Source organism: Tepidiforma bonchosmolovskayae, assembly GCF_008838325.1.
In the GTDB taxonomy this organism is placed as follows: Bacteria; Chloroflexota; Dehalococcoidia; order Tepidiformales; family Tepidiformaceae; genus Tepidiforma; species Tepidiforma bonchosmolovskayae.
Genome location: NZ_CP042829.1, coordinates 369738 through 381528 on the forward strand (window position 1 = coordinate 369738; position 11791 = coordinate 381528).

Annotated in this window: 11 protein-coding genes and 1 pseudogene; 7 read left to right on the forward strand and 5 right to left on the reverse strand. The window is 69.5% G+C overall.

Features of this window, described 5'->3' with window-relative positions; translation table 11 throughout:
• Positions 1 to 31: 31 nt before the first annotated feature.
• The 5 genes and pseudogenes from Tbon_RS01850 to rlmN form a co-directional block, all read left to right on the forward strand.
• Positions 32 to 1384, forward strand: coding sequence for a gluconeogenesis factor YvcK family protein (locus tag Tbon_RS01850; protein ID WP_192498055.1), 1353 nt, complete (start codon positions 32 to 34; stop codon positions 1382 to 1384).
• Positions 1385 to 1390: 6 nt separating this feature from the next.
• Entirely contained in the window at positions 1391 to 1609 is a 219-nt protein-coding gene (gene secG / locus Tbon_RS01855; RefSeq protein WP_158066029.1) for a preprotein translocase subunit SecG, read from the forward strand.
• A gap of 7 nt (positions 1610 to 1616) precedes the next feature.
• Positions 1617 to 3257: a peptide ABC transporter substrate-binding protein gene (locus Tbon_RS01860; protein ID WP_158066030.1), complete on the forward strand. Its 1641-nt coding sequence runs from the start codon at positions 1617 to 1619 to the stop codon at positions 3255 to 3257.
• Positions 3254 to 4189: a methionyl-tRNA formyltransferase gene (fmt, locus tag Tbon_RS01865; protein WP_158066031.1), complete on the forward strand. Its 936-nt coding sequence runs from the start codon at positions 3254 to 3256 to the stop codon at positions 4187 to 4189. The genes Tbon_RS01860 and fmt overlap by 4 nt, the downstream gene beginning before the upstream one ends.
• Positions 4186 to 5238 (forward strand): annotated as a pseudogene (gene rlmN, locus Tbon_RS01870) (23S rRNA (adenine(2503)-C(2))-methyltransferase RlmN); the annotation flags it as partial. The gene fmt and the pseudogene rlmN, both read left to right, overlap by 4 nt.
• A 34-nt stretch (positions 5239 to 5272) precedes the next feature.
• Here the strand turns inward: rlmN and Tbon_RS01875 are convergent.
• Positions 5273 to 5641 carry a hypothetical protein gene (locus Tbon_RS01875; RefSeq protein WP_158066033.1) on the reverse strand — a complete coding sequence of 123 codons (369 nt, stop codon included), beginning with the start codon at positions 5639 to 5641 and terminating at the stop codon, positions 5273 to 5275.
• 48 nt (positions 5642 to 5689) lie between these two features.
• On the opposite strand from Tbon_RS01875, the gene queA reads away from it, so the two are divergent.
• A complete protein-coding gene (gene queA / locus Tbon_RS01880; RefSeq protein WP_158066034.1) occupies positions 5690 to 6706 on the forward strand; it encodes a tRNA preQ1(34) S-adenosylmethionine ribosyltransferase-isomerase QueA in 1017 nt (338 codons plus the stop codon).
• A 63-nt stretch (positions 6707 to 6769) separates the two neighbouring features.
• Here the strand turns inward: queA and Tbon_RS01885 are convergent, their stop codons facing one another.
• Together Tbon_RS01885 and Tbon_RS01890 are read right to left on the reverse strand one after the other, a co-directional pair.
• Positions 6770 to 7258, reverse strand: a complete 489-nt coding sequence (locus Tbon_RS01885; protein WP_158066035.1) for a hypothetical protein — start codon at positions 7256 to 7258, stop codon at positions 6770 to 6772.
• A gap of 165 nt (positions 7259 to 7423) precedes the next feature.
• On the reverse strand, positions 7424 to 8680 hold the full coding sequence (locus Tbon_RS01890; RefSeq protein WP_158066036.1) for a CaiB/BaiF CoA transferase family protein: 1257 nt from the start codon (positions 8678 to 8680) through the stop codon (positions 7424 to 7426).
• A gap of 232 nt (positions 8681 to 8912) precedes the next feature.
• Between Tbon_RS01890 and Tbon_RS01900 the strand changes: the two genes are divergently transcribed.
• On the forward strand, positions 8913 to 9122 hold the full coding sequence (locus Tbon_RS01900; RefSeq protein WP_225734674.1) for a hypothetical protein: 210 nt from the start codon (positions 8913 to 8915) through the stop codon (positions 9120 to 9122).
• Positions 9123 to 9349: 227 nt separating this feature from the next.
• On the opposite strand, the gene ftsZ is transcribed toward Tbon_RS01900, so the two are convergent.
• Both ftsZ and ftsA read right to left on the reverse strand, forming a co-directional pair.
• Complete coding sequence (gene ftsZ / locus Tbon_RS01905; RefSeq protein WP_158066037.1) at positions 9350 to 10471, reverse strand: cell division protein FtsZ; 1122 nt, start codon at positions 10469 to 10471, stop codon at positions 9350 to 9352.
• 66 nt (positions 10472 to 10537) lie between these two features.
• Complete coding sequence (gene ftsA, locus Tbon_RS01910; protein WP_158066038.1) at positions 10538 to 11782, reverse strand: cell division protein FtsA; 1245 nt, start codon at positions 11780 to 11782, stop codon at positions 10538 to 10540.
• Positions 11783 to 11791 lie beyond the last annotated feature (9 nt).

Below are 11791 nucleotides of genomic sequence, written 5' to 3' on the forward strand. Positions count from 1 at the left end.
CTCTCGGCACCGGGTGGTACACTTGCCGGCCATGAGCTGGAAGCGCGTCCGGGACCACTCCGCGCTCAAGTGGCTCTACCCCGGGATGCACATCAAGCGGTGGCTGGTGCTGCTGCTGTTCGGCGTGGTCCTGATGGGCCTGGGCATTGCGTACATCCTGCGGGAGGCGTACCTGCAGGCGCCGCTGCCGGGAATCTTCTACTACCTGACGCTCCAGTTTATCCCGCGGTGGATGCGCGGCCTGCTGTTCATCACCGCCTCGCTGGGGACGGTTGGGCTGGCGGTCTACAAGCTGAACCAGTCGCTGCTGTACGCCTTCGTACGGCCGGACTGGCGCGAGCAGAACCTGGCCGAGGCGATTTATGCCAAGCGGTTCCTGAGCCGCGGGCCGAAGATTGTGGCGATCGGCGGCGGGACGGGCCTTTCGACGCTGCTGCGGGGGCTGAAGAACTACACCAGCAACCTGACTGCCATCGTCACCGTAGCGGACGACGGCGGGAGCACGGGGCGGCTGCGGCAGGAGTTCGGCGTGGTGGCGCCGGGCGATTTGCGGCAGTGCATCGCCGCGCTGGCCGAGGCGGAGCCGCTCATGTCGAAGCTGTTCCAGTACCGGTTCACGGCCGGGACGGGACTGGAGGGACACTCCTTCGGCAATCTGTTCATCGTGGCGATGTCGGAGGTGACCGGGAACTTCGAGGCGGCGATTCACGAGGCGAGCCGGGTGCTGAACGTGCGGGGCACGATCCTGCCTTCGACGCTGGAGGATGTGACGCTGAGCGCGCGGACGCACGAGGACGAGGTTGTCCACGGCGAACACAACATTACGGAGCGCGGGGCAGCCATCCGCGAGGTGTACCTGAATCCGCCGGACGCTGAGGCGCACCCCGACGCGGTGCGGGCCATCCTCGACGCCGACATGGTGGTGATTGGGCCGGGCAGCCTGTACACGAGCGTGCTCCCGAACCTGCTGGTCGAGGGCATCCGCAAGGCGGTTCAGCAGACGTCGGCGCTGCGGGTGTTTGTATGCAACGTGGCGACCCAGCACGGCGAAACCGACGGCTTCGGCGTTGCGGAGCACGTCGAGGCGCTGGAACGGCACGCCGGGCAGGGCATCGTGCAGGTGGTGCTGGCGAACAACAACATTGCGCCGGAGCTGCCGGAGGCGTGGCACGCGGAGGCGGTGCGCGTGTCGATGGAGAAGCTCCAGGCGCACCCGGGGATCCGGGTCATTGAGGCGGACGTCGTTGCCGAGGAGAATCGCTACCGGCACGACCCGCACAAGCTCGCGGCTACGATCATGCGGCTGTACGATCAGCGCGATACGTTGAACCTTGCATCGCGGCGGGCGCTTTCCCCGGAAGAGCCGGTCGCGCTGGTACGGTAGGTTTCCATGCTGATGAACCTTCTCCAGATTTTCGTTTCTGCGCTGCTGATTCTTGTTGTGCTGCTCCAGGTGAAGGGCAGCGGGTTCGGCGCGGCGCTCGGGGGGATGTCGGGCGGGTCGGTCTACCGGACGAAGCGCGGGCTCGAGCGGACGCTCTTCCAGGCGACGATCCTGCTGGTCATCGTGTTCATTTTTGTGTCGTTCCTGAGCGTGGAGTGGCAGTAGCGGGCTGATGGAAGCGAACGGACAGGCGCGGCCGCGCCTCGCGTTCGTGGTCATCGGCAGCATCGCGGCGGCGATGCTTGCGGCGGGCATCGCGCTTGGTCTGCGGGTTTCGGGCAACGACACGGTCGTGCTGCCCGGCGCGGTCACCTACAGCGAGGCGGTGGCGGGCACCTGGCAGCGGGTCAACCCGCTGTTCGCAGGCGCGAACGAGGTGGACGCGGACCTCTCGGCGCTGGTGTTCTCCGGGCTGGTGCGGGCCGCGAAGGACGGGAAGGTGATCCCGGACCTGGCGGCGGACCTGCCGGAAATTTCGGACGGTGGCACAACGTATACCTTCCGCATCCGCGCGAACGCGCGCTGGCACGACGGCGAGCCGGTCACGAGCAGGGATGTGGCCTTTACGGTGCGGCTGCTGCAGGACCCGGACTTCGATGACCCGGCGATGGCCGAGGGGTGGAACGGGGTGACGGTGGAGACGCCGGACGACAGCACGGTGGTGATCCGGCTGCGCCAGCCCTCTGCGCCCTTCCTTTCGCGGAGCGCGACGGTGGGCATCCTGCCGGAGCACCTGCTGGGCGGCAAGGGGGCGCAGGCGCTCGAGAGCGACCCGTTCAATGCGCGCCCGGTGGGCAGCGGGCCGTACCGGCTGGAGTCGCTGGACGCGCAGGCAGCGACGCTGGCGGCGAACACGTCGTACTACCTCGGGCGCCCGGGCATCGACCGGATCGTGCTGCGGTTCTACCCGGACGAGCCGCAGGCGATCCGCGCGTTTGCAGCCGGCGAGACCGACGGCGTCTACCTGCGCGGCCCGCGGACGCGTGCAGAGCTGGACGACGTCCGCGAGGTGGGCGGCAAGCAGGTGAGCGTCGCGACGAGGCCGGTGCTGGCGATGCTGTACCTGAACAATTCGAACTCGCTGTTCCGCGACGAGCGGGTGCGGCAGGCGCTTTCGCTGGCGGTGGACCGGAAGCAGCTGCTGGACGAGGTCTTCCAGGGCGTGGGGACGGCGACGGCGTCACCAGTGGTGCCGGGGACGTGGGCGTACGATCCCGACGCCGACGTGATTGCCCCTGACCTGAGCCGGGCACGGGTCCTGCTCCAGGAGGCTGGCTGGACGCCGCACCCGACGACGGGGATCCTGGTGCGGCAGGGGCAGGAGTTCCGCTTCACGATCCGGACGGATAACGCGCCGGAGCGGGTCGCGCTGGCGAACGCGGTCGCGCGCCAGCTCGAGCCGTTGGGCATCCGGGCGTCGGTGGCGAGCACGACCTTCTCGGTGCTGCGGCGCGACTTCCTCCAGGAGCGGAAGTACGAGGCGGCGGTGGTGTTCTGGGACCAGGGGCCGGACCCGGACCTGTACTTCGGGTGGCACAGCTCGCAGCTGGGGGCCGCGGGGCTGAACCTGGCGAATTTCGAGGATGCGGTCATTGACGACCTGATCGCGCGGGGCCGAACGTCGACTGACCCGGAGATTCGGCTCGACACCTACCGGCAGATCCAGGACGTTTGGCAGGGGATCCAGCCGAGCCTGGTGCTGGGGGCGACGGGCGCCGTCGTCGTGCACCCGGGCTGGCTGCGCAACGCCGAGCCGGGTGTGCTGTTCACGAGCGCGAGCCGCTTCGTCGACGTGCACCGGTGGGCACGATGAGCGCACGGCTGGCGTTCTTCGGCTCGCCGGCCTTTGCGGTGCCTTCGCTGCGTGCGCTGGCCTCGGCGGGGTACGAGCTGGTCCTCGTGGTGACGCAGCCCGACCGGCCGGCGGGGCGCGGGGGGCGGCTGACACCGCCGCCTGTGAAGGTGGCTGCCGAGGAGCTTGGGCTCCGGGTCATCCAGCCGACGTCGGTCCGAGGTGCGGCGTTCCGGGAGGAGCTGGCGGCGCTCGGGCTGGATGCCGCGGTCGTGGCGGCCTACGGGAAGATTCTGCCGCAGGGGGTGCTCGACACCGCCCGCCGGGGATTTGTGAACGTGCACGCGTCGCTGCTGCCGCGGTGGCGGGGAGCATCACCGGTGGTGGCGGCCATTCTCGCAGGTGATACGATCACCGGTGTGAGCATCATGGAAATGGTCCTCGAGATGGACGCAGGGCCGGTCATTTCACGCGCGGAGGAGCCGATCCTCCCGACGGACACGACGGGTTCGCTCGAGGCGCGGCTGGCAGAGCTCGGCGCGCGCGAGCTCGTCCGTGTGCTGCCCGACTGGCTCGCCGGGCGGGTGACCGCGGAGCCACAGGACCCGTCGCAGGTGACGACCTGCGGCCTGATCCGGAAGGAGGATGGACACCTGCGGGCGACGATGACGGCGGCCGAGGCTGAGCGCGCGACGCGCGCCTACGACCCGTGGCCGGGGGCGTACATCATCTACCGGGGCCAGCCGCTGAAGTGCTGGCGGGGCAGGGTCGCCGCGGGGCCGGAGGCGGCGCCCGGGGCGATGGCGGTGGTCGACGGCGAGCCTGCGGTGCGGTTTGCCGACGGGTGGCTGGTGCTCACAGAGGTGCAGCGCCCGGGGGGAAAACGGATGAGCGGGCGCGCGTTCGTGGCCGGGGAGCGCGGCAGACTCGCGCCGGATGCGGTGCTGGCATGAGCGGGGGACGGCAATCGCTGTACGGCATGCTCCCGGCGGAGCTCGAAGCGCTGCTCGCGGAGGGCGGCGCGCCGCGCTACCGGGCCGACCAGGTGCTCCGTGCGGCCTACCGCGGGTTTGCGGAGGAGTTTGCTGCGATTCGGCAGCTGCCGGAAGAGCTGCGGGGCTGGCTGGCGGAACGGCTGGAGCTTTCGCCGGCGCGGGAAGTGCGCAGGGTGGTGAGCGAGGACGGCCTGACGACGAAGCTGCTGCTCGCGCTGGGCGACGGGACGCTCATCGAGACGGTGCTGATGCAGTACCCGGCGGCCAGGCCGGGGGCGCATCCGCGCTCGACCGTGTGCGTTTCGACGCAGGCCGGGTGCGCGATGGGGTGTGTGTTCTGCGCGACCGGGCAGATGGGCTTCGAGCGGAACCTGAAGGCGGCCGAGATTGTTGCGCAGGTCGTCCACGTCGCGCGGCTGCTCCATGAGCGGGGCCAGCACGTGACGAACATCGTGTTCATGGGGATGGGCGAACCGCTGGCGAATTATGGCGAGACGATCCGGGCGGTGCGGGTGCTGACCGACCCGCGGTGCTTCGGCATCGGGCAGCGGCACATCACGATTTCGACAGTCGGCGTCATCCGCGGGATCGACCGGCTGGCGGGCGAAGGGCTCCAGGTCGGCCTTGCGATTTCGCTGCACGCGCCGAACGACGCGCTCCGCAGGCGGCTGGTGCCCACAGCGGGGCCGAACTCGGTGAGCGAGATTGTGGCGGCGGCGAAACGGTACTTGGCGGCCACGGGGCGGCGCGTGACGTTCGAGTACGCACTCATCGCGGGAGAGAACGACAGCGATGCGACCGCGGCGGAGCTGGCGCGGCTGGTGCGCGGGACAGGCGCGCACGTGAACCTCATCCCGGTCAACCCGACGGCCGGCGGATTCCGGCGGCCATCACGGCAGCGGGTGCTCGCGTTCGAGCGGATCCTGCGCGAGGCGGGCGTGAACTGCACGGTGCGGGTGGAGAAGGGGACGGAGATCTCGGCGGCGTGCGGTCAGCTGCGGACTGACGCAGCGAACGGGGCGGTCATAGCGCTGGACGAGGTCAGGGAAGCAGTTTCCGGGCAAGCGCCCGTACGGCCGAAACGAACAGCTTCCCCAGCACCATCCCGAAGCCGATAGCGACCGCGGACCGCATGTCGAGCAGGGTATGGACTTCGCCGCGGACGACGGGGGAGATGAGCACGCCCACGCGGACCTCGTCGACGGCGACGGAGCGGCCGACGACCATGCCGGCATCGGACTGGCGGATGGTACCGCGGTCGAAGGTGGCGACAGCCACGGCAGAGCGGGAGATATCGACCTGTTCGGCGGTCACGCGGCGGATCGCGCTCCGCTCTATGGCGAGGGTAGACTCGGGGATATCGGAGTCTGCGGGGTCGTGCCCGTCGCCGCGGGCGGGGTCGAGCGCCATGGGGGCACCGTAAATCGCGCGGCCTGAAGGCGCAATCCCGGGAGGAGCATGCGAACCGACGACTTTGCCTACGACCTGCCGGAGGAGCTGATTGCGCAGGAGCCTGCGGAGCCGCGGGATGCTGCGCGGCTCATGGTGCTCGACCGGGCAGCCGGGACGATTGCCCACCGGGTGGTTCGCGACCTGCCGGAGCTGCTGCGCCCCGGCGACCTGCTGGTGGTGAACGACACGCGTGTGATGGCCGCGCGGCTGTTCGGGCGCAGGGCAGACACCGGCGGGGCGGTGGAGGTGCTGCTGGTGCGCCCGTTCACCGATACGCGGTGGGAGGTGCTGATGAAGCCGGCGCGCCGGGCTGCGGAGGGACGGCGGTTCGTCTTCGATACGCACGAGGGCTCACTGGAGGCGGTGTGCGCCGGGCGCTCGGGAGAGACGGTTGTGCTGGAGTTCGAGCGGCCGTTCGACCCGGCGCGGGTGGGCGAGGTGCCCCTGCCGCCGTATATCAGGAACTTCCGCGGCGACCCGGAACGGTACCAGACGGTGTATGCGCGGGAGGCGAGGAGCGCGGCGGCGCCGACGGCGGGGCTGCACTTCACGCCGGAGCTGCTGGAGCGGCTGCGCGAGCGGGGAATCGAACGGACGGCAGTGACGCTCGAGGTGGGGCCCGGGACGTTCAAGCCGGTGAACGTGGACGACCCGCGGAAGTTCGACCTCCACGCCGAGCATGTGACGATCCCGGAGGAGGCGGCTGCCGCAATCCGGCGGGCGCGCGCGGAAGGCCGGCGGGTGGTGGCAATCGGCACGACGGTTGTGCGGACGCTGGAGCACGTCGCGCGGGAGTGCGGGGAGATCCGGGCGTACGCGGGCTGGACCTCGCTGAAGATTCTGCCGGGCGACGAATTCCTGGCGGTCGACGTGCTGATGACGAATTTCCACCTGCCGCGGTCGACCCTGCTCATGCTCGTGTGCGCGTTTGCCGGGTACGACTTCGTGATGGAGGCGTATCGGACCGCGGTGCGGGAGCGGTACCGGTTCTACAGCTTCGGCGACGCGATGCTCATCCTGTAAACGGCATACGCCGGGGCCGGCAAGCCGGCCCCGGCGCAGGGGACCGTTCACCGAGGGCAGGGGTTACTTGAGGGACGCGATGTGCGGCGCGAGGTCATCGTCGGCGGGCGCCGGCTGCGAACCGGTCGACCAGCTCCGCACTTCGACGAGCAGCCCGCCGGAGGGGACGTAGTAGACTGCGCCGGATTCGGCCCGCTGCACGGCCACCTCCCGTCCACCGATGACCGCGGACCCGGTGCCGGCCGGGACAGCAGCACCGGACCGGTAGATGACCTGGGCACGCGGCCCGGCATACCCGGCGAGGTCCGTCAGCTCCTTTGGAGGTTTGGCTCCCGCGTAGTAGTCGAGGACGAGGGTGCCGGCGGCCGCGCCCGGGGCGCCGGGTTCGAGGGCGACGGCCCAGAGCGAGAGGCCCCGGGAGGCGGCCGGGAGTGCGGCATCGACGCCGGCGCGCTGCGCAAGTTCGGCGAAGGCCTTCGTCATGTCGTGGGAGCCGGCGAGCGCGTGGTCCGCAACCGGGCGCGACTGGTCGGCTCCGCCTGAGCGGAGCACGCTGAACGCGACGCTGCGAGCACAGCGACTGCGAAGGCGGCAGCGAGGACCAGGAGGCCCGCACGGGGAACCCGCGGCGCTGCGGAATGGACGGTAGGCACGTTTGCCATGTGCTTCTCCTTCCTGTTGCGTTACTGCGGGAACAGCCGGTCTGGCGGCGCCGGGTCAGCCGATGAGGCCGTTTTCCCTGAAGGCGGCGATTTCGGCGGGCGAGTAGCCGACCTCTGCGAGGACATCGTCAGTGTGTTCTCCGAGGGCCGGCGAGGCGCGCTTGATGCGGGTGGGGGTTGCGCTCATCTGGACCACGGGTGCAGGTCCGCGCATCGGGCCGAGCAGGGAATGGTCGTACTCCTGGATGTAGTTGTTGGCGACAACCTGGGGGTCATCGAACAGCTCTTCGACGAACCGCACCGGCCCGCAGGCGATGTCGAACGCGTCGAGGTAGGCGAGCCACTCTTCGTTCGTCTTTTGCAGGAACTTCTCTTCGCAGATTCGGACGAGCTCGGCGCCGACTTCGGTGAGGCGGGAGGTGTCGAAGCCGGGCTCGTAGCGCGGGTCGGTGATGCCGAGCGCCTCGCGGAAGCGCGCGCGGGGACCAGGGCCGAGGCAGCCCACGACGATGTAGGAGTCCTTCGTCTTGTAGGGCCGGTAGTAGATGTTGCCGGAAAGCTCAGGCGCGAAGCGGCGGCGTTCGGCGATGATCTCGGCCATGGAGGCCCCGCGGGCACGCGCCTCGGCGAGGTGGGCGAGCTTTTCGTGGCGGACCGGCTCATCGATGGCTGCGATTTCGCGGGAGCCGGCCTGGAGGGCGAGGGCTGAGAGGAGGAGACTGGAGCTGATGGCCTGGCCCTCTCCGGTGCGCTGGCGGTGGTAGAGGGCAGCGGTGATTGCCCAGGCGAGGGCGAAGCCGGTGACGACATCGGCGGGTGCGAAGGCGACCGGCATGGGGAGCCCGTTCTGGAGGTTGGGGTTGGAGGTGCTGAGGCCGCTCATGGCCTGGGCAACGATGTCGTAGCCGCGGCGCATGGCGTCGGGGCCGTGTTTGCCGAAGGCGGTGTTCTCGGCGTAGATGATGGCCGGGTTGATGCGGCGTGCGGAATCGTAGTCGATGCCGAGCGCTTCGGGGACGCCGGGCCGGTAGTTCGTGATGAGGACGTCGGCCCAGGAAATGAGGCGGTCGCGGATGGGGCCGGTGCGGGGATCCTTGAAATTGAGGGCGATGCCGCGCTTGCCGCGATTTTGAACGAGGAAGTTCTTGCTCTCCTTCGGGATGATTTCGGCCTGGAGGCGCCAGGGTTCGCCTTCGAGGGGCTCAACCTTGACGACATCGGCGCCCATTTCCGAGAGGAGAGAGGCGGCGAGCGGCCCGGCGATGATCTGGGTGCAATCGAGAACGCGCACGCCTTCGAGGGCTCCGGCCATAGAAGTGCTCCATGCGTGGGATACAGTGCGCGGATGATATACGAACCGGGAGCGGGGAGCGGGGAGCGGGGAGCGGGGAGCGGGGAGCAGGGAGCGGGGAGCGGGGAGCAGGGAGCGGGGAGCAGGGAGCGGGGAGCGGGGAGCGGGGAGCAGGGCGCGGGGAGCGGGGAGCGGGGAGCGGGGAGCGGGGAGGATGGAGGTTGGGGGGCGGCGGTGCGATGATCCGCGGGCGATGGCAGGCAGCGACCTGACGAGGGTGGGGTTGTGTGCGGCGTGCCGGTGGAGCCGGCGCGTGGTGAGCGGCAAGGGCTCGGTGTTCTGGATGTGCGAGCGGTCGAAGGTCGACCCGCGGTTCCGGAAGTACCCTTCGCTGCCGGTGCTGGCCTGCGCCGGGTTCGAGGAGGGGGCGGCTGCCGGTGGAGAAATCGACGACCTGCGATAGGCAGAATTGCGGAAACTCTCTGGTCTTTTGCTTGACGGGTGTGTTACGTTACGCGTCCGGCTGAAAGCGGGGCAGCTACCGGCGGGGTAGCCGTCGCGGAAAAAGCCAGGGGCTCGATGCCATCTCCCATTGCACCGAGCCCCCGCTTCCCGAGAGGGGAGTGTCCTTCCGGGCTTTTTGCGCGTTCGGTTAGGTAGTTGCCTCCTTTCAGCCTCTTTTGTTGCGTGCTACTTGAGCCGGGCGACGCGGCCGAATTCGTCGCGTTCGAGGTTGAGCGAGCGGAGGTTGCGGCGGAGGAAGGCGGGGAGTTCGGCGTCTTCCATGCTGCTGACCCCGGGGAGGTTGAATTCGCGGAGGCGGGTTGCCGAGGACTCGACGGGGTCGCCGATGGTGGCGACGCGCGGGGTGAAGCCTGTCGCGATGACGGTGATGTGCACCTCGTCGCCGACGCGGGGGTCGACGACGGTGCCGAAGATGATGTTGGCGGCCGGGTCGACGACTTCGGCGATGGTGCGGGCGGCGGCGTCGAGCTCGCGGAGGCCGAGGCTGCCGCTGTGGGTGACATTGAAGAGGACGCTGTGCGCCCCTTCGATCGACTGGTCGAGGATGGGGCTCTGGGTGGCAGCGCGGGCCGCCTCGACGGCGCGGTTTTCGCCGGAGCCCTTCCCGACGGCGAGGAGGGCGGGGCCGGCCTCGCTCATGATGGTGCGGACGTCGTTGAAGTCGAGGTTGATGGAGCCGTTCTGGCTGATGATGTTCGAGATCGACTGGATGGCCTGGCGGAGGACGTCGTCAGCGGTTTCGAACGCTTCTTCGACGGTGGCGTTCGGCGGGCAGATTTCGATGAGGCGGCCGTTCGGGATGGCGATGAGGGTATCGACTTTGTCGCGGAGCCGGGCGATGCCCTCTTCGGCCTGCTTCATGCGGCGGGCCCCCTCCCAGGGGAAGGGCTTGGTGACCACGCCGATGGTGAGCGCGCCGCAGTCCTTGGCGATTTCGGCGACGATCGGGGCGGCGCCGGTGCCGGTGCCGCCGCCCATGCCGGCGGTGACGAAGACCATTTCGGTGCCGCGGAGGAGGTCGTAGATTTCGTCGCGGCTTTCGTCGGCGGCGCGCTCGCCGCGGGTGGGGTCGCCGCCGACGCCGAGGCCCTTGGTGAGCTTTTCGCCGATGCGGAGGCGGGTCGGCGCTTCGGAGGAGGCGAGCGCCTGGGCGTCGGTATTGCAGGCGATGAACTGGACGCCGGGGATCTTGGCGCGAACCATCCGGTTGACGGCGTTGCAGCCGCCTCCGCCAACGCCGATGACTTTGATGTCGGGCAGCAGGTCGGTGTCGTAACGCATGCTCATGTCGGTTGTCCTTCCCTTCTGACGAATGAGGCTGAGGATGGCGCTGGGTGGTGGTTCGGCTGCGGGTTACTGGGGAATGAGCGACCTCCCGATGCTGAGGATGCGGTCGAGCAGCCCGCGGCCCCGGGTGTCGAAGGCGGGGCCGGGAAGTTCACCGGGCCGTGCGCGGTGGGCGAGGGCGTAGCGGACGAGCCCGATGGAGGTCGCGAAGGCGGGGGTGCCGATAAGGTCGGAGAGGCCGGTGTAGCCGTGGGGACGGCCGAGGCGGGCGGGGAGGTCGAGCCGGGATTCGGCGACCTCAGGGAGGCCGCGCAGCTGACTGCTGCCGCCGGTGAGGACCAGGCCGGCGGCGATGCGGTCGAGGTAGCCGACCCTCTTCAATTCGACGCCGACCATCTCGAGGATCTCCTCGGTTCGGGCCTGGAGGATGGCGCAGACGTGGTCAAGCGGGACGTGCTTGGTGGCCTGGGTGCCGAAGACCTGGATCTCGACGGTTTCGCCGGCCATGGAGGGGTCGGCGTAGGCGGCGCCGACGGTGCACTTCACGGTCTCGGCGCTTTCCCACGGGCAGCGGAGCACGCGGGCGAGGTCGGCGGTGAGGTGGGAGCCGGCGATGGGGAGGCAGGCGGTATGGGCGACGGCGCCTTCGTCGAAGACGGCGATGGAAGTCGTGCTGCCGCCGATATCGACCAGGGCGACGCCCTGCTGCTTCTCCTGCTCGGTGAGAACGCTTTCGGCGGAGGCGAGGCTTTCAAGGATGATTTCGTCGACCTGGACGCCGGCGCCTTCGACGCACTTGGTGAGGTTCTGGATGGCCGAGACGGCGCCGGTGACGATGTGCACTTCGGCATCGAGGCGGGAGCCATACATGCCGACCGGGTCGCTGACGGGCTCGGTGCCTTCGACCCAGTAGGCGCGCGGCTCGATGTGGATGACCTGGCGGTTCGTCGGTATGGCGATTTGCCCGGCGGCCTCGAGGACGCGGGCGCGGTCGTCGGCGGAGATGGGCCTGGTACGGTCGGGGATGGCGACGATGCCGCGGTTGTTCTGGCTGGAGATGTGGCCGCCGGAGATGCCGACGACGGCGGAGAGGATGCGCATCCCGCAGGCCTGCTCGGCCTTTTCGACGGCGATGGCGATGGCTTCGCGGGCGCTCTGGATGTTGTCGATGACGCCGCGCGAGAGCCCGGCAGCCGGCGCGACGCCGACGCCGAGGATGCGGGTTTCACCGGTTTCGGAGATGTCGCCGACGACAACGGCGACCTTGGTTGAGCCGACATCGATGGCAGCTACGGTGGAGCGTCGACGCATGGTTCCCCT